This is a genomic window from Streptomyces sp. ISL-1, assembly GCF_018614585.1.
In the GTDB taxonomy this organism is placed as follows: domain Bacteria; phylum Actinomycetota; class Actinomycetes; order Streptomycetales; family Streptomycetaceae; genus Streptomyces; species Streptomyces maoxianensis.
Map to the genome: position 1 here is coordinate 29247 of NZ_JAGGOI010000043.1, position 20668 is coordinate 49914.

A 20668-nucleotide genomic window follows, 5' to 3' on the forward strand; every position below is an offset into this window, starting at 1 on the left:
CTCATTGCCCCGGGGCGCTCGGCGCCGCCGCCGACTGTCTGGCCGGCGTGGTCAGGTAGGGCCGTACGCTCTTGACCAGCATCGCCATCTCGTAGCCGAGGACCGCGGCGTCCGCCTCGCGCCCGGCGAGTACGGCGAGACAGGTGCCGGAGCCGGCCGTGGAGACGAACAGCAGTGTGGAGTCGAGTTCCACGACCACCTGGCGCACCTCCCCGCCGTCACCGAAGCGCGCTCCGGCGCTGCGGCCCAGGGAGTAGAGGCCGGAGGCGAGTGCCGCCATGTGGTCGGCGCTGTCGGGGTCCAGGCCGTGTACGGATTTCACCAGCCCGTCGGAGGAGAGCAGTACCGCGTTACGGGTGTACGGCACGCGCTGGACCAGGCCGCTGAGCAGCCAGTCGAGATCCGAGACATGACCGTTGGACACGTCGCTCGCCATGATGCATCTACTCCTTGGAGGTGTTGTCGTGGCGCTGCGGAGCGGTGTCCGCGGGGGAATGCGACTCCGCCAGTCCGATGCCCCGCTGGAAGGCCGCCATCAAGCCCGGGTCGTGCAGGGCGGGTTCGTCGTCCTCGCGGGGCGACGGAGCGTCCCTGAGCTGGGGAACGAGGTGTTCCTGACTGCGGCGTCGGGGCAACTGGGGGCGGCCCATGGTGCCGCGGACCACCCCGCCCGCCGACGGACCGGCGGTGGTGCCGGCGGGCTCGGCGGGCGAACTCTGCCGCGGCGCCGAGTGGTCGGCGCCGGGGAGGGCGGCGGCCGGGTTGGGCCTGTCGGCCTGGTCTCCGCGTACGGGAAGGGGACCCGCGCCAAGTGTGGCGTGCACCGTCTCACGCTGTGGCTGTGAATGTGGCTGTGAATGTGGCTGTGAATGCTGCGGGTGCTGCGGGTGCTGCGGCTGGAGCTGATCCAGGTACGGCGGGGAGTGCGGCTGCTGCGGGATCGAGGCGGACTGAGCCCCGGTCGCCCGGGGAACTGCCGTCCGGCCGTCCGGGCTTTGCCCGGCTTCGGCCGCCGAGTCGGCCGCCTGAGCCAGGCGCCCCGGCTCGGAGCCGAGCAGCCCCTGCGGCAGTACGAGGATGGCCTGGACGCCGCCGTAGATATTGGACTGGAGCCGGACCGCGATGCCGTGTCTGCGGGCCAGCGCCGAGACGACGAAGAGGCCGATCCGCCCGTCCTGCAGCAGGTGGGCGACGTTCACCTGGTCGGGGTCGGCGAGCAGGGCGTTCATCTTTTTCTGCTCGCCGACCGGCATGCCGAGACCGCGGTCCTCGACCTCGACGGCGAGCCCGGCCGTGACGTGCGAGGCCCGCATCAGCACCTGGGTGTGCGGTGCCGAGAACAGCGTGGCGTTCTCGACCAGTTCGGCCAGCAGATGGATCACGTCGGCGACGGCGTGGCCGCGCAGTGTGCCGTCGATCGGCGGCACCAGCTTGACCCTGGGGTACTGCTCCACTTCGGCGATCGCGGAGCGGAGCACCTCCGTCATGGTGACCGGATTGGACCACTGCCGCCGGGAGATCGCGCCGCCGAGGACGGCGAGGTTCTCCGCGTGCCTGCGGATGCGGGTGGCGAGGTGATCGACATGGAAGAGGCCCTTGAGCAGCTCGGGGTCCTCGACCTCGTTCTCCAGCTCGTCGAGGAGCTGGATCTCCCGGTGGACCAGCGACTGGAGCCGTCGGGCCAGGTTGACGAAGACCTCGACCTTCTGTTCATTGCCGACGCTGCTGGAGAGCCGGGACGCCTGCACCACCGCCGCCACCGCGGCCTCGTGCGAACGGCTCAACTCCTCGGTCAGCAGGTCGAATTCGTCCCCGCCGATCGGGGCGGGCGAGGGCATACCGCGAGCAGGCGGCCCCTCCCCCCGTCTGAGCTGCTCGACCACCGTGCGCAGGTCCGCCTGACTGCGCGCGGTGGAGCTGCGCAGGTCGGCGCACCGGTCGAGTACGGACTTGGTCATGCGGTCCGCGCCCATCGCCGCCGCGGCCACGGCGGCGATGGCGATCACGGCGGAGGCCGTGAGCACGGCCCACAGACTGGCGGACGGCTGGGGGGTGGCGACGCGGATCGTGAATATTACGGCGGCTGCGCCACTGAGCGCCGCGACGACCGCCGGCAGAACCGCGGTCCGCAGGAGTTGAGGGCGTATACGGGCTTCCGGCGAAGACGGCACGGGATGCGACCTTCCCGCTGACGACAGGGAGCGGGCGCCTGGCCGGCCGTGGCGCCCGCCCTCGCGGCGATCGGGCCGCGCGGCGGGTGCGCGTAGTTGAGACATCAGCGTCCTTGGTACGTGGGGCCCCAGGAATCGGCGTACTGCACTTGGTCAGCTTCGGCTCGGCGGACGGCTCGGCATACGCGATATCGGAATACGCAGTATCGGTACGCAACATGAGCCACCTGTCGATCACCGGCAACACACGGTAGTCGCCAAGCGGGCACGTGCGACGGGCAGTTGACAAACTTGCCCGGCATTCGTCCCGCTCTGGTATGAGGCTTCGCACTGCTGCCCGAAAACGCACCACCGGCCCCCGTCACCGCGTCAGCGGTGGCAGGGGCCGGGCTCCCGGGGAATCAGGCGGTCGGCGCCACCTCGGGGCTGCTCGCGCCGCCGGCGGTGGCCCAGCCTTCGACGGGCACGGGCGCCACCGCACGCCACCACAGCTCGGACGGAACGCCGGCGGCAGTCGGCTCGAAAGGCTCACCCGGTCGGGGCAACGCTATGGGCGCGCCCGCGGCAGCCGCGGCCGCGACCGTACCCTCGCCGGGCTCGGCCCACGGGTGCGGCGCGAGGTTGAACGTGCCCCAGTGGATCGGCAGCATCACGCCGGACGGGCGGTCGCCCTGAAGGTCGAGGTGGGCACGCATGCCCTCGGCGGGCGTCATATGGATGTCCGGCCAGTATTCGCTGTACGCACCGATCTGGATCATGGTGGCGTCGAAGGGGCCGTGCTCGGCGCCGATGTCCTTGAAGCCGGGGAAGTATCCGGTGTCGCCGCTGTGGTAGATCCGGTGCTCCGGACCCGCGACGGCCCAGGACGCCCAGAGTGTGTGCTGCTGGTTGCGCAGCCCGCGGCCGCAGAAGTGACGGGCCGGGGTGGCGGTCAGCCGGATGCCGGCGACCTCCGTCGACTCGTTCCAGTCCAGCTCACGCAGCCGGTCCGCGGGCACCCCCCAGCGCTCGAGGTGCGCGCCGACGCCCAGGGGCACCGCGAAGACCGTGTCGGTGGAGGCCAGGGCGCGGATGCTGGGCAGATCGAGGTGGTCGTAGTGGTCGTGGGAAATGACGACGACGTCGACCGGGCCGAGGTCCGCGAGCGGCGCGGGAACCGGGTGCAGCCGCTTGGGACCGGCGAAGGAGAAGGGTGAGCAGCGCTCGCCCCAGACCGGGTCGAAAAGAACTCGCCGACCGTCGATCTCGGCGAGGACGCTGGAGTGTCCGATCCAGGTGAGCCGGAGCCCGGAGGCCGGCGGTTTCGCCAGGTCGTCGAGGGTTGTGGGGTGTACGGGCACCACGCCGATCGGGGACCGGCGTGCCCGCGCCTCCTTGCGGAAGTAGATCTTGGCGAACTCGATCATGGAGCCGCCGGACGGCCTGGTCCTGGCTCCCACGGGGTTCTGGAAAGACCCGTCGGAGAAGTTCGGCGAGCGGCGGATCCGCGCCCACCGCTCTCCGGCCGGGTCGGCGCCGAACGCGGCGGGTCGCAGCGAGCGCAGCCGGGAGCTGAGGGGGTGGGGGGATTCAGCGCCGGTCACGGCACCTCCAGGTGTCGGGGTCTTTTCATTATGTGCGGGGGGTACGACAGTGCGGTAACGCGCTGGGGCCGCTCACCGTGCTCGCAGCGGCGGGCGTCACTTTGGGTGTGCCGGCGATGACGGACATCGGCACCCGCGGCGGCCTCAGCTTCGCGGCTGGCCATAGGCCCGTTCGACGTGCAGCCGCAGCACGAGACGCTTGTCGCGGACCATCGCGCGCCGGTAGTCGTCCCAGTCCGGGTGCTCGCCCTGCACGTCGCGGTAGAGCGTGATCAGCTCTTCGACGGTGGCGTCGTGCGGGTCGGCGGCGACCGGGGAGAGGTCGGCCGTGCCCTCGGCGACGGTCCAGGCCCAGCGATCGGGGCTGGTGACGTGGTAGCCGGCCCGCGGGTCCCGGCGCAGGTTCTTCGTCTTGGCCCGGCCGTCGGTGATGGACACCCGGATGATCCGCTCGTCCGGGTAGTAGGCGTGGTTCACATTGGACAACTGGGGCCTGCCGTCCCGCTTGATGGTGGCCAGCACGCCTCCGTCGCACTCGGCGATCAGCTCGAGGAGGGCGTCCTCGATCCGCCGCGGGCCTTGCTGCGCGTCCTGCTGTGCGTCCATGTCCGTCATGACCTGAGCAACGCCTGCCCCCGTGCGGGTGTTCCTGAAATTTCTTCCCCGCCATGTCACATCCGGGCCGTTCCGGCCGTCGTACGTGTGAAACGGCGTCGCCACAGGGCGGCGACCACACCTCAGGAGGCTCGTCATGGCCCGTATCTCGCTCACCCCGCGCCCCTCGCTCCTCTTCCGCGTCACCCAGTGGTACTCCAGGCGTGTGTACGGAAAGGTCCTCGACCCGGCCCGGGCACTGGCCCACAACCCCCGGGTGCTGTGGACGGATCTCCGTTTCGAGCAGTCGGTGGCCAAGTGGAAGACCCTCGACGCCGACCTCAAGGCGCTGGCCGTGATGGCCTCGGCGGCCTCGATCGGGTGCAGCTGGTGCATGGACTTCGGCCACTGGGAGAGCCGGCGGCACGGCATGGACGTGCGCAAGCTCCAGGATGTGCCGATGTGGCGCGACAGTGACGTCTACGCTCCGCTGGAGCGCGATGTCATGGAGTACGCGGAGGCGATGACCGCCAATCCGCCGCAGGTCGAGGACGAGCTGGCGAAGCGGCTGCTCGCGGCTCTCGGTGAGGCCGCGTTCGTCGAGCTGACCGCGATCGTGGCGGTGGAGAACCTGCGCTCGCGGATGAATACCGCACTCGGGCTGACCAGCCAGGGCTTCAAGGACAACTGCGAGATTCCGGCGCCTCCGCGCTCAACGGCGGCCTGACCGCGGTGACCGTTCGGTCCGCCGGGCGCGTTTGCTGACGATCATGTTGACAGGGGAGCCCACTCCTCCAGATACTGACCGACGGTTCAGTTAGTGTGTCCGTCGCCGTGCCTGGAGGCACCATGTCCGAGCTCCCCACCCAGCTGGTCCCGCTCACGACCCGGCCGGGCGCCGGATCCGACGGTGGCGTACTGCGGCTGATCATCTCGGGGAGCATGTGACATGGCGTCGACCACGCTGACGGGCGGCGAAGCCGTCGTACAGGCGCTGGCGGCGCACGGCGTCACCCAGGCCTTCGGGATCCCCGGCACGCACAACCTGGAGATCTACCGGCATCTCGCCGCCTACGGAGTCGCACATGTGACGCCGCGACATGAGCAGGGCGCGGGGTACGCGGCCGATGCGTACGCCCGGGTCAGCGGGCGGCCAGGGGTCGCGATCACCACCACGGGCCCCGCACTGCTGAACATCGCGGCGGCGGTCGGCCAGGCGTACTCCGACAGCGTGCCGCTGCTCGTCGTCTCCCCCGGAATGCCGCTGCGCCACCCGCGCCAGCCGACCGGGCTGCTGCACGAGATGCGCAGCCAGAGCGAAGCGCTGCGGGGGGTGGCGGCGTTCAGCCACCGGGTGTCGACGGTCGACGAGATCGGCGCGGCGGTCGCCCGGGCGTTCACGCTCTTCGCCACCCAGCGGCCGCGGCCGGGGCACATCGAGATTCCGCTGGATCTGCTGGAGGCCGCGGAGCCGGTCGGAGCGGTACGGACCGCCCCGCCGGCCGGGGCCGCCGTGCCCCCTTCGGGCGAGATCCGGCGGGCCGTCGACGCGCTGCTCGCGGCGCGGCGCCCCGCGCTGGTACTGGGCGGCGGCGCGCGTGGGGCCGCTGCTGAACTGCTCACCCTGGCCGAGGAGTTGGGCGCGCCCGTCGTCACCACCGGCAACGGCAAGGGAGTCGTGGACGAGTCCCATCCGCTGTCGCTCGGTGTCTCGCTGCACAGCCAGGCCGTCCAGAGGTGGCTGGCGCGGCGCGATGTGGTGCTGGCCGTGGGGACCGAGCTGGCGGAGTCCGATCTGTGGTCGCCGCCGCCGGCCTTGAGCGGCACGCTGGTACGCGTCGACCTGGACCCCGCCCAGATGTACGCGGCGATCCCGGCGGACGTGGCGCTGGTGGGCGACGCGCGGCAGGTGGTGGGCACGTTGCTGGCCGCGTACCGGATCGGCACGGGAGGTGTTGGCGAGCGGGTCGGGAGCGGAGCGGGTGCAGGAGAGCCGGATGAGCGCGGACCGGGTGGGGGCGAGCCCGGACGGGGTGAGCCCGGTGGGCGCGGGTCGGTCGGGCAACGGCCGGGTGCGGGCGAGCCGGGTGGTCACGGACCGCTCGGGGGCGAGCCGGGACGGGGTGAGCCGGACGTACGTGGCGTCAGTGCGACGCGTCCGGCGCGGGACGCCGGGGCGATGATGCCGCGCGGTGCGGAACTGCGGCTCGTACGCGACACCGGGAGCGGCGACGAGGACGCGGACGCCGGAATCGGAACGGCGTCCGGCGCCGCCGATCTGTGGCTCGCCCACGACGCCCGCGCCGAGGAAACCGCCGCCCCCAGCGCCGCCGAGCAGGTTGCCGGGCTGCGCCTCGCGCGGGACGCCGAGACCCAGGACAGGGATGCCCGCTGGCTGCCGTACCTCCGGGCGATCCGTACCGTCCTCGCGGCCGATGCCGTCATCACCTCCGACAGCGCCCAGTGCTGCTACTACGGCGCGCTCCCGCACCTGCCCGTCGGGCCCGACGGGCGCTATCTGCACCCCACCGGGTTCGGCACCCTCGGCTACGCGCTGCCTGCCGCGATCGGCGCCAAGACCGCACACCCGGACCGGCAGGTGATCGCGCTCAGCGGCGACGGCGGGCTGCAGTTCTCCGTGCAGGAGCTCGCCACCGCCGCCCAGCTCCGACTCCCACTGCCCGTCGTCGTGTTCGACAACGGCGGCTACGGCGAGATCCGCGACGAGATGGCCGCGCGCGGCGACGTCCCGGCCGCCGTCGACTTCGCGCCCGTCGACCTGCCGGCCCTCGCCCGCGCCTACGGCGGACACGGGGAGCACGCCGCGACCCCCGAAGCGCTCGCCGCCGCCCTCACCCGGGCCCTCGGCACCCCCGGCCCCACCGTGATCACCGTTCCCGAGGAGACCACCCGATGACCACTCCCCTGCTGTCGCTCACCTGGACCGACCATGTCACCGGCCGCCAGGGCCACTTGGTCGTCGACCGGCTCGTGCGCGGGGTCTCCAGCGGCGGTCTCAGGATGCGCGAGGGCTGCACGCTGGAGGAGGTGTCCGGGCTGGCCCGCGGCATGACGATGAAGGAGGCCCTGCACTACAACCCCGAGGGGCGGTACATCCCCCTCGGCGGCGCGAAGGGCGGCATCGACTGCGACCCGCAGGACCCGCGGGCGTACGACATCCTGGTCCGCTATCTGCGCGCCGTGCGGCCGTACATCGAGACGATGTGGACCACCGGCGAAGACCTCGGCCTCACCCAGGACATCGTCGACCGCGCAGCCGCCGAAGCGGGGCTCGCCTCCTCCATCCAGGCCGTCTACCCGCTGCTCGACGACGAGGCGACCGCGCGCCGGCGGCTCGCGGACGCCTTCGCCGTCGAGGTCGACGGCATCGGGCTCGACGAGCTCGTGGGCGGCTGCGGCGTCGCCGAGTCCGTGCTGGTGGCGCTCGACCGGGCGGGGGTCGCGTACGAAGGAACGCGCGTCTGTGTCCAGGGACTTGGCACGATGGGCGGGGCGACCGCCCGCTTCCTCGCCCGTGCCGGGCTCAAGATCGTCGCCGTCGCCGACGTCAAGGGCACCGTCGCCAACCCGGCCGGGCTGGACGTCGATGCGCTGCTGGCGGCCCGCGACTCCTACGGCACGGTCGACCGGACGGCCCTGCGGCCGGACGACCTCGAGCTGGCGGGTGACGCGTGGCTGTCGGTCGACGCGGAGGTGCTGGTGCCGGCCGCGGTCTCGTACGCCGTCGACACCGCCAATCAGAGTCAGATCACCGCTCGTTGGATCGTGGAGGCGGCGAACATGCCGGTGCTGCCGGACGCCGAGGAGCTGCTCGGGCGGCGCGGCATCACCGTACTGCCGGACGTCGTCGTCAACTCCGGTACGAACGCGTGGTGGTGGTGGACGCTGTTCGGGGACATCGACGCCGACGCGGACGAGGCGTTCGCGTACACGCGTCGCTCGATGCGCGCCCTGATCGACCAGATGCTGACGCGCGCGGAGGCGGACGGGACGACTCCGCGAGCCGCGGCGCACGCGATCGTCGCCGACCGGCTGCCGGTGATCGCCGAGCGCTTCGGCTGGTACAGATGACCGCGCGGCGCGCGAAGTGCGGGCACCGGCGGTACGGCCGCACGCACCTCACAACGCCCCAAGATCGGCTGTGTAGGGTGATGATGTGTCAAGAGTCCGGTTGAGCGTGGCGGAGCGGCGTGAGGAGCTGCTCAGTGCTGCCGTCGAGCAGATCGAGGAGCGCGGTGTGGCTGCCGTGCGCATCGCCGATGTCGCCTCCGCCCTCGGTGTGAGCAATGCCTTGGTCCTCTACCACTTCTCGACCAAGGAGAAGCTGGTCGCGGCCGCCTTCAGCTACGCCGCCGACGGTGACCTCGCCCATCTGCGCAAACTGCTGGGCCGCCGAACGTCCGCCCTGCGCCGGCTGCGGGCCGCTGTTCGCTGGTACGCGCCGACGGGCACGGCCAAGGGCTGGCGGCTGTGGATCGAGGGCTGGGCGGCCGCGCTGCGCGAGCCGACGCTGCGGGATGTAGCCCGCGATCTCGACCAGCAGTGGAAGGCCGCCCTGACCGAAGTCATCGCGGAGGGCGCGGCGGCGGGCGAGTTCCCGTGCGAGGACCCGGCGGCAACGGCTTGGCGGCTGACCGCGTTTCTGGACGGTCTCGCTGTGCAGATGACCTCGTACGCGGGATCGCTCTCACGCGCGGCGATGCTGGAGTGGACCGACGAGGCGCTCGCCCGTGAACTCGGCGTGGACCGCGCCGAGCTCACCGCAGCCGCTCGCTGAACTGCCGTGTGCTCAACTGCCGCTCGCTGTACTGCCGGGCGCTGAACCGCCGTGCGCTGTACTGCCGGGCGCTGAACTGCCGTGCGCACGCAGCCTCTTCCCGCATACTTGGCAACTGTGTCTCAGCAGCCGCAATCCCAGTCGCATTCTCAGCAGACAGATTCCCTCCCTCACGATGTGCTGGTGGTCGGCGGCAGCGGAGTGGACACGGTCGTCCGCGTCGACTCCCTGCCCGTCCCCTTGTCGGATTCCGTCGGAGTGGGCCCGATCCGCGAATCGCCGGGCCACACCGGCGGCAATGTGGCCCTGGGATGCCGGGCCCTCGGGCTGAATGTCACCCTCCTCGACTACATCGGCGACGACTGGCCGGGCCACCAGGTCCGCGCACGGCTTGCCGAAGGCGGGGTGGTCTTCGAGCCGCTTCTCTCTCCTACCGGAACCCGCCGAGCGGTCAACCTCGTCGACCCCGCCGGTCGCCGCATGTCCTTCTACGACGCCCGTGATCCCGGTGAGTTGCGGATGCCGCGCGACTTCTACCTCCCGCATCTGCGGCGGGCGCGCCACATCCATCTCTCGATCACGAACTTCGCGCGGTTCCTCTACGACGACATCGAGGCGCTCGGCGTACCCGTCTCCACCGACCTGCACGACTGGGACGGACTGGACGACCACCACCGGGAGTTCGCGCTCCGCTCGGACCTGGTCTTCCTGAGCACGGTGGGCGCGCGCGAGCGGATCGCCTCGGTGATGCGGGAGATCCTGCGCGACGGACGGGCCCGGGCGGTGATCGCGACGGCGGGCGCCGGCGGCTCCTACCTCCTCACCCGCGACGGCAGCAGCACCCCGCGCCCGATCCCCGCGGCGGTCCCGCCCGCACCTGTGGTGGACTCCAACGGCGCGGGTGACGCGTATCTCTGCGGCTTTCTGTACGGGCACCTGTCCGGCCGCGACCTGGAGGAGAGCGCGAGGCTGGGCGCGCTGGCGGGCGCCCACGCCTGCACGGCCGAGGGCAGCGCCTCGCTGATCGGCCCCGCCGAACTCGTGCCGCATCAGGTCTGACGCACCGGTTCGAGCTGGGTTTGACGCGCACCCCACTACGCCGTCGACATGCGTGAGATACGCGGCATCATCGACACCTGCACGGCGACCGAGGACTCAGCCGCGCCGGGGTGGGGCGCGAGGTCGACGAGCACGAGCACGCCGCCGCCGGCCCGGCACCTCGGCGCGCACGGTTCGCCCGGTCAGCCGGGGCAGGTCCCCGCGCCCCACCCCGCCGTCTTCACAGGGGCAGCAGGTCGGGGCGCTTGGCCTCGACGCGGTCGCCGGAGCTCTCGCCCCGAAGTCGGCGGCCGATCCACGGCACCAGGTGCTCGCGCGCCCACTGGACGTCGTCGCGGCGCACTTCGAACGGGCCGCGCGGCGGCTGGGGCGGCCACGGCTGGTCGGGGTCGGCCGGCACATCGAGTCCGAGTACTTGGGCGGCGCGCAGCGCGACCCGGGTGTGTCCCTCGGGCGACAGATGCAGCCGGTCGCTGTCCCAAGCCCGCCTTTCCTGGACAGACTTGAGGGACCAGAGGTCGAGGACGGGGCAGTCGTAGCGGTCGGCGATGGCACGCACATGCGCGGTGTACATGGCGATCTTGCCGCGCAGATGGCGCAGCACCGGCACGCCGCGCGTATCGAATCCCGTGGTCACCATGACCGTGCCGACCGCGCTCGCGAGGTCGGCGACGGCGCGCTCGAAGCGCTCGGCCACATCGTCGGGGTCGGTGCCCGGCCGGATGATGTCGTTGCCGCCGGCGCAGAACGTCACCAGATCCGGGGCGAGTTCCTTTGCTCGAGGCACCTGCTCCTCGACGATCTGGTCCAGGAGACGGCCGCGTACGGCGAGATTGGCGTACCTGAAGGAGTGCTCCGGCGTCCGGTCGCCGAGGAGGACCGCCAACCGGTCCGCCCAGCCGACGTACATCCCGTTGGGACCCGGGTCTCCGACGCCCTCGGTGAAGCTGTCACCGATCGCCGCGTACGACCCGAATGAGCCATATTTCCCTGTTCTCGAATCGTCTGCCACGAGTCCACATCTTTCCTTTACGGATGTGACCTACGCGACCGTAAGGAGGGGTTGACGACGAGTGATCTTTGCCACCGGTCAAGTTTCGTCCAACCCGGAATACGCCGACTCCCCTCGCCCCGCCGGGCGGCGGGGCGAGGGGAGAACGGTGTGCTGTCGCGCCTCTGATGGATCAGACGGATTCAGACGGATCAGATGGAGACGCCGTACTGGCGCAGGTACGCCAGCGGGTCGATGTCCGAGCCGTAGCTCGGGCCGGTGCGGATCTCGAAGTGCAGGTGCGGGCCGCTGGAGTTGCCGGTGGAGCCGGAGAGGCCGAGCTGCTGGCCGCCGCTCACGCTCTGGCCGCCGGAGACGGCGAGCGAGGAGAGGTGGGCGTACTGGGAGTAGTTGCCGTCGCTGTGCTGAATGACGACCTCGTTGCCGTAGGCGCCGCTCCAGCCGGCGGAGACGACGGTGCCCGCGCCGACGGCCTTGACGGTGGTGCCGGAGGAGGCAGCGAAGTCGACACCGGTGTGGTAACCGCTGGACCACATGGCGCCGGTCATGCGGTAGGCGGTGATGACGCTCGCGCCGTCGACGGGCGTAGTGAAGCCGGAGCCGCTGATCTGCGGGGCGCTCGCGGAGTCGCCGGAGGCGGACAGCGCGGGGGCGTCCGAGCCGGAGTCGGCGGAGGGAGCACCGGCCTTCGAGGCGACTTTGGACTCGGCCTTGGACTCGGCCTTGGACTCGGCCTTGGACTCGGCCTTGGACTCGGCCTTGGACTCGGCCTTGGACTCGGCCTTGGATTCAGCCTTGGACTCGGACTGGTTCTGGCTCTCCCGGCTCTCCTGGCGCGGCTTCGCCTTCTCCGGAGCCTTCGCCTGCGACTTGCCGCCGAGGTTCAGCTTGAGGCCCGGGTGGATCAGTGACGGGTTCTCGCCGACCTGCTCACGGTTGTCCTCATACAGCTTCTTCCAGCCGCCGCGCACATCGTGCTCCCTGGCGATCTTGGCCAGGTAGTCGCCGGGGACGACGGAGTACGCGGTGGGGGCGGCCGCCTGTTTGGCTGCCGCCGGGGTCGCGGCGGCGGTCACCGCCGTGGCGGGCGCCACGGCGGGAGCGGTCTTGCCCGCCGCGTGGGCGCCGGCGGCACCCATCAGCGGAAGCGCGATGGCGGCGCCACCCGTGCCGGCGGCGACAAAGCCGCGCGTGATCGGACTGGCCTTGGGACGGCGGTGCTTACCCTTTGCGGGCATGGCGCGTTTCCTCTCCGGCGCCTACGAGGTGAGCTGTCGGGTTCGGGCTGGAGATGCCCGGCCGCGCGGTGCGCGGCTGAACCCCAAGCCGATTCCGGAATTCCGGAATCGGCGTACTTACCTGGGTCCCCCGTTCCTGCCACACGTGGGTGGGTTTTCGAATTCCGGGCGGCGGCAGGATTAGGCGGTCCGTCCGGATTGACGGGAACGTAAGCGAAACGGACCTGCCGGTACAAGGCATCACTTTCGCGGGCTAATGATCCGTGCGACATAGCCGCAGATTTCCGGTCACCCTCCGTGAATTCCGGACTTCAACCGGACCCCAACTGGCCTTCCGGCAACGGAATTCGGTTCCCTCGAGCCACCACACACCGTCACGGATATGATCCTGCTCACGGGTCGCACCCCATTCCCCCTACAGACGGGGCACGTTATGCCTAAACGGCTAAACCGGACAGAAGCGTCATTTAGCGACTATTGCCCTATCACTCTCACTTACCCACTGAATCCAGCCCAGCGCCGCAGAATTCCAACGCGACCAGGCACTCCCGCTCGCCGACTGTCTCCCATTTTCGGCGACAAAATTGGATAAAATTCCGCCGCCGATGCTCACCCCGCGGTGTGAGTCGGGTCAGCGACGGCGCAGCCGGATCACCGTGGCGTCCATGTCGCCCTTGAGCCCGGTGTGCAGTCCGTGGTGCAGGAGTACCGCCCCCTGGTGTACGGCACCGGTGTCCAGGCACTCGTAGGCAGCCGCCGGGTCGAGGCCGCGCAGCCTGAGCGCGGGCGGCCGCTCGCCGTAGTGCTGCGCCTGCAGCCAGGCGAGGACGACGCTCTCGTCGCCGCGCACGTACTGCACGGCGCTGAGCCCGCCCTCGGGCGCCCGCAGCCGGTGCAGCTCGCCGTGCTGCACCAGCGGCCTGATCTTCTTGTAGAGGTCCACCCAGCCGCGCGCCTCGGCGAGCTCCTCATCGGTCCACTCGGTGAGGTCGCCGCCGACCCCGAGAACACCCGCCATGGCGCTGACGAAGCGGAACCGGAGCGTGCTGAACCGCCCATTGAGCTGGACATTGGGACTGTCGGTGACCCAGGCCGCCATGACCCGTGCCGGGTGCAATTGAGTGAAGCCATGCTGGATGGCGAGCCGGTCCAGCGGATCGGTGTTGTCGGAGGTCCACACCTGGTCGGTACGGGAGAGGATGCCGAGGTCGATCCGGCCGCCGCCGCCCGAGCAGGACTCGAAGGCGACCGACGGATGCGCGGCCCGCAACCGGTCGAGGAGTGCGTACAGCGCGTGCACATGCTCGACCCACAGCTTCTGCGGGTACTCCTCGCCGGGCCAGCCGGCGTCCGTGAAGCAGCGGTTGAAGTCCCACTTCACATAGTCGATGGCCGCGCCGCTGAGCAGCGCGTCCAACTGCTCCCAGAGGTACGCCTGCACGTCCTCGCGCGCGAGGTTCAGCACGAGCTGGTTGCGGAATTCGGTCCTTGCGCGGCCGGGGTGGTGCTGCACCCAGTCGGGGTGCGCGCGGTAGAGGTCGCTGTCGGCGTTGACCATCTCCGGCTCGACCCAGATGCCGAACTGCATCCCCAGCTCGTGCACTTCGTCGGCGAGCGGCCCCAGGCCCCGCGGGAAGCGCTCGGCGCTGGGCGTCCAGTCGCCGAGCCCGGCGCGGTCGCTGGTGCGCTGCCCGAACCAGGCGTCGTCCACCACGAACAGCTCGACACCCATGGCCGCGGCGCGCTTGGCGAGCGCCCGCTGCTGCTCCTCGGAGATGTCGAAACCGGTGGCTTCCCATGAGTTGTAGAGGACGGGCCGCTCGGTCGCCGCGTCGGGGACGACATGCGCCAGCTGCCAGGCGTGCCACGCCCGGCTGGCCCCACCGAATCCGCCATCGGTCCACAGCCCTGCGAAGACGGGCGAGGTGTACGACTGGCCGGGCGCGAGCCGCAGCAGTCCCGATTCGTCATAGCCCGCGCCGCCGGTGATCTGCACGAGTCCGTCGGGCAGCCGCTGTACGGAGATCCGCCACGACCCGGACCAGCCGAGGGCGCAGGCGTACACCTCGCCGCGTTCCTCCGTGGCCCCCTCCGCATCCAGCGCGACCCACGGCAGATGCTGGTGCCCGGTGTGCCCGCGGCGGCTGCCGATCACCTTCTCGCCGTACGTCAGCTCCGACCGTACGAGCAGCGATTCGGCCGCCCAGCGGCCGTGCAGCTGACTGAGCCGCCAGCGCTCACGCTGCGGCAGCGTCCAGGCGGCGGCGTCGGCCCGCAGCAGCTCAAGGTCAGGGCCGTCCCCTTCGTGGGCGAGGGTGACCCAGCGCTCGATGATGTCCGCGTCGTCGCGCACCCGGTGATGCAGGGTGAGACCGAGGCCGTGTACGGCGTCGGTGAAGCGGAGCCGCAGCTCGTCGCCGTCCACCGCGTGACCGGCGAAGCTCCACTGAGTGCCGCGCACTTGGGGTGTACGGACGGAGAGCGCCGGGCGTACGAAGCGGGGTCCGCCCTCGACCGGGTACTCCTCGTGGCCGTCGAGCCGCGACTCGAAGGGCCAGTAGGGCGGCAGTACCCGGCCCGCGAGTGCCTCCGCGTCGGCGCCGGAGATCCGTGGCCCCCAATGGAGATGCAGCAGTTCGTCGGCGTCGCTGAGGTGCAGCGCATAACTGCTCATAGGTCCGGAGAGAACCCACGTACGACCGTTGCCAACACTCTCGATCATCCCGACCCCTCAGATACTCACAGGTCCGCACAGGTCCGCACATCATCCGACGGCGGCCGTCGCCGGTGCAACGGCCTTGCGGGAGACGGTCGAGACGATTGCCTGATGAAGCAGTGTCGTATCGTCGGGAAAGCGCCATCGTCGGCGAGCAGCGCCGACGGCAGCCACTTCAGGAGTCCCCGTGACGCAGCAGCTGCCGCAGGTCCCGTCGACAGAGCCGGAGCTGTCCGGAGTGCGCAACTTCCGGGACGTGGGCGGCCTGCCGACCGTGGACGGCAGGAAGGTACGGCACGGCAGGCTCTTCCGCAGCGGTCATCTCGCACATGCGACCGAGTCCGACGCCTCGTTCCTCGGCACGCTGGGCCTGCACACGATCTTCGACTTCCGCAACGCGGCGGACATGCGGCTGGAGGGCCCCGACGTCGAGCTGCCCGGCGTACGCAATGTGAATCTGCCGCTGACCGACCCGGCCGACGGCGCCGAGTTCTGGAAGATGGTCAGGGACGGCAACCTCGACCAGCTGCGGTCGATCCTCGCGGACGGCAAGGCTGCCGGGCGGATGTCGGCCTCGTACCGGACGATCATCACGCAGCGCACCGCCGAGCAGAGCAAGGTGCTGCACGCCCTCGCGGAGGACAGCGTCCCGGCTCTGATGCACTGCGCGGCGGGGAAGGACCGAGCCGGTCTGTCGGTGGCCGTCTCCCTGCTGGCGGTCGGCGTCGAGCGGGATGCCATCGAGGCGGACTACCTGAAATCCAACGACCCGCACCGCCGCTACCTGGTACGGCGCAGCGACAACTCCCCCGCCGCGATGTCCCCGGAGGTGATGGAGCTGCTGTCCCCGCTCTTCGACGCGCGGGCCGAGTACCTGAGCGCGGCCTTCGAGGCGATCGAGCAGACCTGGGGTACCACCGAGCGCTACCTCACCGAGGACCTGAAGGTGAGCCCGCAGACGCGCGAGCGGCTGCGCGGCCGGCTCCTCGACGAGGGATGAGCCGGCCTCGCGGGTTCCGCGCCTACTGGTTCTGGCCGCCCAGCAGGAAGAGCAGGTAGAGGAAGAAGGCGAAGAGATGGCCCGCCACCAGATAGGCGAAGAGCCGGATCACCAGCCCTCGGGGGAATTTCCCCTCCTCGTTGTGCTTTGACATTGCTTGCCTCTTTCGCGTCTCAGATGTGGGGATGAACGTCCGGGCTCTGCAGCAGCGTGTGTACGAACAGCAGCTCGGCCCCGTCGGGCGTGACCGCCGCGATGCGGTGCGGGGTCAATGAGTCGAAGTGCGCGCTGTCCCCGGGGTTCAGTTCGTGCACCGCGTCCCCCAGGCCCAGCCGCAGCCGCCCGTGCAGGACGTGCAGCCACTCCTCGCCGGGATGCACCCGGACCAGATCGCCCTGGCTGCCGTACGGAACCACCAGCCGCAGGGCCTGCATCGCCCGCCCGGGGACTCCTGCCCGGTGGTACGTCCAGCCATCGGCCGGCGCGGGCTCGCCCCTGCCGGCGCGGATGATCGGCTCGCGTTCGGGCGCCGACTCGCCGAGGAGCTCGGCGACCGTCGTACCGTAGATGCGGGCGAGTCCCAGCAGCATCGGCAGCGACGGCTGGCGGTTGCCCGTCTCCAGACGGGACAGATGGGCGGGCGAGAGCCCCGCCCGCTTGGCGGCGGCTTCCAGGGTGAGGCCGCGGCCGCGGCGCAGATCGCGCAGCCGTGGTGCGATATCGGGCAGCGCGTCGGCCGTGCCCGCGGCAGTGGGAGACCCGTGGTCCGGGGGGTGCCCCCCAGGAGTGCTGAGCATGTCTCTATTGGGCCAATGATTTTCCTTTGAGGCAAATTTCGTGCCCCAGAGGCAAAAAAGTCAGCGGTTGCCGACCGCCTGCTTGACCAGCGTCTTGCCGAAGTCCCACATCAGCCCGCCGCCGCCGTGGGCGTCGTCCATCACGGCCGTGAAGGCCGCGACGAACCGATCGACCTCCCGCTCACCGATGGTCAACGGCGGAATCAGCTTGATCACTTCCAGATGGTCTCCGGAGACCTGGGTGAGGATCCGGTGCTTCTGCAGCAGCGGCACCACGACCATCTGCGCGAAGAGACCCTTGCGGGCCGCCTGAAGCATGGTCCAGCGGCTCCGCAGCTTGATCGAGTCGGGCCGGCCGAACTCGATGCCGATCATCAGGCCGCGCCCGCGCACCTCGTGCAGCAGCTCATAGCGGTCGACGAGCGCCGCCAGCCGGGAGCGGAGCAGCTCGCCGGTCATCCGCGCATTGGCGACGACCTGCTCGTCCTCGATCACCGAGAGGACGGCGAGCCCGGCGGCCATCGCCTGAGCGTTGGATCCGAAGCTCGCCGAGTGCACCAGCACCCGGTCCATCGACGAGTAGACCTTCTTGAAGATCCAGTCCTTGCCGAGGGTCGCTCCGACCGGTACGTAACCGCCCGAGAGCGCCTTCGCCACACAGACCAGATCCGGTTCGACCCCTTCCTCGTGCTGGTACGCGTAGAAGTCGCCGGTCCTGCCGAGGCCGGTCTGTACCTCGTCCGCGATCAGCAGCGCTTTGTGCTTGTGCAGCAGCTCCTGGGCCGCGTACAGGAATCCGGGGGGCGTCTCGTGCACGCCCTTGCCCTGGATCGGCTCCACGACGAAGCCCGCCACATCGCCGCGCCGCAGCTCCCGCTCCAGCGCGGCCAGGTCGCCGAGCCCGATGGCGGTGTCGGGCAGCAGCGGCGCGAATCCGTCCCGGAACCCCGCCTCCCCGTTGACCGACAGGGATCCGGTGGTCAGCCCGTGGAAGGCGTGCGAGCAGTACAGGACCCTCGGCTTCCCGGTGGCGTACCGGGCGAACTTGAGCGCGGTCTCCACCGCCTCCGTACCGCTGTTGCCGAAGAACACCCGGTCCAGGTGCGGACTGTGCGCGAGCAGTTTCTCCGCGAGCAGCCCCGGCAGCGGCTGGCAGTCGAAGCGCGTGAGGTCCGCGAGCGAAGCGTCCAGGACGTCGTGCAGCGCCTTGCGTACGACCGGGTGGTGGCGACCGAGACCCATCACCCCGAAGCCCGCGAGCATGTCGAGATAGTCGTTGCCGTCGGCGTCCCAGAAGTACGCGCCCTCGGCCCGCTCGTAGACCTTGTCGAAGCCGATGGTGTGCAGCATGCGCGGCAGCTGGTGGTTGAGATGCCGCGCATGCAGCTCATAGCGCTCGGCCCCGCGCTCCGCGAGGAGTCCGGCCAGATCGAAGCCCTTGAGCGGCTCGGTGCCCGTGGGCGGCTCGGTCATTCCTCAGCTCTCCTCTGCTTGACTGCCACGCCTTTGACTGCCGTGTCCTTGACTGCCGTGTCCTTGACTGCCGCGTCCTTGACCGCCATGTCCTTGACTGCCATGGCGGCACTGATCCGTCCCGCGATCTCCACCGGGGTGAGCCCGATGTCGGCGAGTACCTCGCCGCGTTTGGCGTGCGCGAGGAACTCCTCGGGGATGCCGAAGGTACGCAGCGGCACATCCACGCCGGCGTCCCGCAGTGCCTGTCCCACGGCCGAACCGACCCCGCCGTTACGGCTGTTGTCCTCCACCACGGCCACCAGACGGTGCTGCGCGGCGAGCGGCGCGAGCTGTTCGTCGACGGGCTTGACCCAGCGCGGGTCCACGACGGTGCAGGCGATGCCGCGGCCCTTGAGCAACTCGGCACTCTGCAGGCAGACCGGCGCAAGCGCGCCCACCGACACCACCAGCACATCGGCGTCGTCCGCCCGGTGCAGTACGTCCATCCCGCCGATCCGCCCGATCGCCTCGACCGGCTCGCCCACCGACTCCTTCGGGAAGCGCAGCACGGTCGGCGCGTCGTCCACGTCGACGGCCTCACGCAGCTCCGCGCGCAGCCTGTCGGCGTCGCGCGGAGCTGCGATCCGCAGCCCGGGGACGACCTGCAGGATCGACATGTCCCACATGCCGTTGTGCGAGGCCCCGTCGACGCCCGTGACACCCGCCCGGTCGAGTACGAACGTCACCCCGCACTTGTGCAGGGCCACGTCCATCAGCACCTGGTCGAAGGCGCGGTTGAGGAAGGTGGCGTACACGGCCACGACGGGGTGCAGCCCGCCGGTGGCGAGCCCGGCCGCGGAGACCGCGGCGTGCTGCTCGGCGATCCCGACGTCCCACACCCGGTCGGGGAACCGCTCGGCGAACTTCGTCAGGCCGACGGGATGCAGCATCGCCGCGGTGATCGCCACCACGTCCGGCCGCTCCGCCCCGATCGCGGCGATCTCGTCCCCGAACACCGAAGTCCAGGAAGGCCCGTTGGACGGCGCGAGCGGCTCGCAGGTCAGCGGGTCCATCACCCCGACGGTGTGGAAGCGGTCTGCCTCGTCCTCCAGGGCCGGCCGGTAGCCGCGGCCCTTCTCGGTCAGGCAGTGCACCAGTACGGGCCCGTGGAAGCGCTTGGCGCGGCGCAGCGCGGATTCGACGGCCGCGATGTCGTGCCCGTCTATCGGCCCCAGGTATTTCAGGCCCAGGTCCTCGAACATCCCCTGCGGCGCGAAGGCGTCCTTGAACCCCTTCTTCGCGCCGTGCAGCGATTCGTACAGCGGCTTTCCGACCACGGGCATGTGCTGCAGAACGTCCTTGCCCCAGGCCAGCGCCCGCTCATAGCCGTCAGTCGTACGGAGCGTGGCGAGGTGATTGGCGAGGCCGCCGATCGTCGGGGCGTACGAGCGCTTGTTGTCGTTGACGACGATGATCAGCGGCCGGTCCTTCGCCGCGGCGATGTTGTTGAGCGCCTCCCAGGCCATGCCTCCGGTGAGCGCGCCGTCCCCGATGACCGCCACGACATGATCACTGGTGCCCAGCACCTGACGCGCCTTGGCAAGACCGTCCGCCCACCCGAGGACCGTCGAGGCGTGGGAGTTCTCTATGACGTCGTGCTCGGACTCCTCGCGGGAGGGGTAGCCGGAGAGCCCACCCTTGCCGCGCAGTTTGGAGAAGTCCTGCCGGCCGGTGAGCAGTTTGTGTACGTAGCTCTGGTGCCCGGTGTCCCACAGAATGCGGTCGGCGGGCGAGTCGAAGACCCGGTGCAGGGCGACAGTCAGCTCCACCACCCCGAGGTTGGGGCCCAGATGCCCCCCTGTCCTGGCCACCGCGTGCACCAGGAACTCTCTGATCTCCTCGGCGAGCCCTTCGAGTTCCGTATCGGTCAGCGCCTTGAGATCGCGCGGCCCCCGGATGGTCTCAAGAATCGTCACGGTCGGACCCCCTTCACATGCTGTTCAGCTCACGGTGACTGCGGGCGGACCGGAGGCCGCCCCTGCGTCCTCCATGGATTCGGCGATCTTCATCGCCTCTTCGATGAGGGTCTCGACGATCTTCGACTCGGGCACGGTCTTGATGACCTCGCCCTTGACGAAGATCTGACCCTTGCCGTTTCCGGAGGCAACGCCGAGGTCGGCCTCGCGGGCCTCGCCCGGGCCGTTGACGACACACCCCATCACGGCGACGCGCAGCGGCACCTCCA

Annotated in this window: 18 protein-coding genes and 1 riboswitch; of the genes, 6 read left to right on the plus strand and 12 right to left on the minus strand. The window is 70.4% G+C overall.

What is annotated here, in order from left to right:
- Position 1: 1 nt before the first annotated feature.
- From J7E87_RS28980 to J7E87_RS28995, 4 genes are all read right to left on the minus strand, one after another.
- Complete coding sequence (locus tag J7E87_RS28980; protein WP_215097537.1) at positions 2–436, minus strand: roadblock/LC7 domain-containing protein; 435 nt, start codon at positions 434–436, stop codon at positions 2–4.
- A 7-nt stretch (positions 437–443) separates the two neighbouring features.
- Positions 444–2276 (minus strand): sensor histidine kinase KdpD, encoded by a 1833-nt coding sequence (locus J7E87_RS28985; RefSeq protein ID WP_215097538.1) that lies wholly within the window; start codon positions 2274–2276, stop codon positions 444–446.
- Positions 2277–2572: 296 nt separating this feature from the next.
- Positions 2573–3754: an MBL fold metallo-hydrolase gene (locus tag J7E87_RS28990; RefSeq protein WP_215097540.1), complete on the minus strand. Its 1182-nt coding sequence runs from the start codon at positions 3752–3754 to the stop codon at positions 2573–2575.
- Between the two features lie 144 nt (positions 3755–3898).
- Entirely contained in the window at positions 3899–4369 is a 471-nt protein-coding gene (locus J7E87_RS28995) for a PPOX class F420-dependent oxidoreductase (protein WP_251018156.1), read from the minus strand.
- A 136-nt stretch (positions 4370–4505) separates the two neighbouring features.
- On the opposite strand from J7E87_RS28995, the gene J7E87_RS29000 reads away from it, so the two are divergent.
- From J7E87_RS29000 to J7E87_RS29020, 5 genes are all read left to right on the plus strand, one after another.
- Positions 4506–5075 carry a carboxymuconolactone decarboxylase family protein gene (locus J7E87_RS29000; RefSeq protein WP_215097541.1) on the plus strand — a complete coding sequence of 190 codons (570 nt, stop codon included), beginning with the start codon at positions 4506–4508 and terminating at the stop codon, positions 5073–5075.
- 222 nt (positions 5076–5297) lie between these two features.
- Positions 5298–7265, plus strand: coding sequence for a thiamine pyrophosphate-dependent enzyme (locus tag J7E87_RS35550; protein WP_251018157.1), 1968 nt, complete (start codon positions 5298–5300; stop codon positions 7263–7265).
- Positions 7262–8440 carry a Glu/Leu/Phe/Val dehydrogenase dimerization domain-containing protein gene (locus J7E87_RS29010; RefSeq protein ID WP_215097543.1) on the plus strand — a complete coding sequence of 393 codons (1179 nt, stop codon included), beginning with the start codon at positions 7262–7264 and terminating at the stop codon, positions 8438–8440. The genes J7E87_RS35550 and J7E87_RS29010 overlap by 4 nt, the downstream gene beginning before the upstream one ends.
- An 85-nt stretch (positions 8441–8525) precedes the next feature.
- Positions 8526–9146 carry a TetR/AcrR family transcriptional regulator gene (locus J7E87_RS29015; RefSeq protein ID WP_215097544.1) on the plus strand — a complete coding sequence of 207 codons (621 nt, stop codon included), beginning with the start codon at positions 8526–8528 and terminating at the stop codon, positions 9144–9146.
- A gap of 180 nt (positions 9147–9326) precedes the next feature.
- Positions 9327–10205 carry a carbohydrate kinase family protein gene (locus tag J7E87_RS29020; protein WP_215097566.1) on the plus strand — a complete coding sequence of 293 codons (879 nt, stop codon included), beginning with the start codon at positions 9327–9329 and terminating at the stop codon, positions 10203–10205.
- A 220-nt stretch (positions 10206–10425) separates the two neighbouring features.
- On the opposite strand, the gene J7E87_RS29025 is transcribed toward J7E87_RS29020, so the two are convergent.
- The 3 genes from J7E87_RS29025 to J7E87_RS29035 form a co-directional block, all read right to left on the minus strand.
- Positions 10426–11217 (minus strand): SGNH/GDSL hydrolase family protein, encoded by a 792-nt coding sequence (locus J7E87_RS29025; protein ID WP_215097546.1) that lies wholly within the window; start codon positions 11215–11217, stop codon positions 10426–10428.
- A 191-nt stretch (positions 11218–11408) separates the two neighbouring features.
- Positions 11409–12455 (minus strand): M23 family metallopeptidase, encoded by a 1047-nt coding sequence (locus J7E87_RS29030; RefSeq protein WP_215097547.1) that lies wholly within the window; start codon positions 12453–12455, stop codon positions 11409–11411.
- Positions 12456–12458: 3 nt separating this feature from the next.
- Positions 12459–12617, minus strand: a riboswitch (cyclic di-AMP (ydaO/yuaA leader).
- Positions 12618–13086: 469 nt separating this feature from the next.
- Positions 13087–15177 (minus strand): alpha-galactosidase, encoded by a 2091-nt coding sequence (locus J7E87_RS29035; protein ID WP_215097549.1) that lies wholly within the window; start codon positions 15175–15177, stop codon positions 13087–13089.
- A 181-nt stretch (positions 15178–15358) separates the two neighbouring features.
- Between J7E87_RS29035 and J7E87_RS29040 the strand changes: the two genes are divergently transcribed.
- Positions 15359–16171: a tyrosine-protein phosphatase gene (locus J7E87_RS29040; RefSeq protein WP_215097550.1), complete on the plus strand. Its 813-nt coding sequence runs from the start codon at positions 15359–15361 to the stop codon at positions 16169–16171.
- Positions 16172–16193: 22 nt separating this feature from the next.
- Here the strand turns inward: J7E87_RS29040 and J7E87_RS35555 are convergent, their stop codons facing one another.
- The 5 genes from J7E87_RS35555 to J7E87_RS29060 all read right to left on the minus strand — a co-directional run.
- The gene (locus J7E87_RS35555) at positions 16194–16325 is read right to left on the minus strand and encodes a DUF6126 family protein (RefSeq protein ID WP_251018158.1); all 132 of its coding nucleotides are present in this window, start codon (positions 16323–16325) and stop codon (positions 16194–16196) included.
- A gap of 19 nt (positions 16326–16344) precedes the next feature.
- Positions 16345–16968 carry a helix-turn-helix domain-containing protein gene (locus J7E87_RS29045; RefSeq protein WP_215097552.1) on the minus strand — a complete coding sequence of 208 codons (624 nt, stop codon included), beginning with the start codon at positions 16966–16968 and terminating at the stop codon, positions 16345–16347.
- A gap of 60 nt (positions 16969–17028) precedes the next feature.
- Positions 17029–18441, minus strand: a complete 1413-nt coding sequence (locus tag J7E87_RS29050; protein WP_215097554.1) for an aspartate aminotransferase family protein — start codon at positions 18439–18441, stop codon at positions 17029–17031.
- Entirely contained in the window at positions 18438–20399 is a 1962-nt protein-coding gene (dxs, locus tag J7E87_RS29055; RefSeq protein ID WP_215097556.1) for a 1-deoxy-D-xylulose-5-phosphate synthase, read from the minus strand. Before dxs ends, J7E87_RS29050 begins: the two co-directional genes overlap by 4 nt.
- 24 nt (positions 20400–20423) lie before the next feature.
- On the minus strand, positions 20424–20668 hold a 245-nt coding region (locus tag J7E87_RS29060; protein WP_215097558.1), incomplete at its 5' end, for a flavodoxin-dependent (E)-4-hydroxy-3-methylbut-2-enyl-diphosphate synthase.

What these genes read in the sequence shown, in the direction of transcription:
- J7E87_RS28985 (WP_215097538.1), bottom strand. Translation starts at nt 2,276, where the DNA reads ATGTCTCAACTACGCGCACCCGCCGCGCGGCCCGATCGCCGCGAGGGC.
- J7E87_RS29050 (WP_215097554.1), bottom strand. Translation starts at nt 18,441, where the DNA reads ATGACCGAGCCGCCCACGGGCACCGAGCCGCTCAAGGGCTTCGATCTG.
- J7E87_RS29000 (WP_215097541.1), top strand. Translation starts at nt 4,506, where the DNA reads ATGGCCCGTATCTCGCTCACCCCGCGCCCCTCGCTCCTCTTCCGCGTC.
- J7E87_RS35550 (WP_251018157.1), top strand. Translation starts at nt 5,298, where the DNA reads ATGGCGTCGACCACGCTGACGGGCGGCGAAGCCGTCGTACAGGCGCTG.
- J7E87_RS35555 (WP_251018158.1), bottom strand. Translation starts at nt 16,325, where the DNA reads ATGTCAAAGCACAACGAGGAGGGGAAATTCCCCCGAGGGCTGGTGATC.
- J7E87_RS28980 (WP_215097537.1), bottom strand. Translation starts at nt 436, where the DNA reads ATGGCGAGCGACGTGTCCAACGGTCATGTCTCGGATCTCGACTGGCTG.
- J7E87_RS28995 (WP_251018156.1), bottom strand. Translation starts at nt 4,369, where the DNA reads ATGACGGACATGGACGCACAGCAGGACGCGCAGCAAGGCCCGCGGCGG.
- J7E87_RS29010 (WP_215097543.1), top strand. Translation starts at nt 7,262, where the DNA reads ATGACCACTCCCCTGCTGTCGCTCACCTGGACCGACCATGTCACCGGC.
- J7E87_RS29030 (WP_215097547.1), bottom strand. Translation starts at nt 12,455, where the DNA reads ATGCCCGCAAAGGGTAAGCACCGCCGTCCCAAGGCCAGTCCGATCACG.
- J7E87_RS29045 (WP_215097552.1), bottom strand. Translation starts at nt 16,968, where the DNA reads ATGCTCAGCACTCCTGGGGGGCACCCCCCGGACCACGGGTCTCCCACT.
- J7E87_RS29035 (WP_215097549.1), bottom strand. Translation starts at nt 15,177, where the DNA reads ATGATCGAGAGTGTTGGCAACGGTCGTACGTGGGTTCTCTCCGGACCT.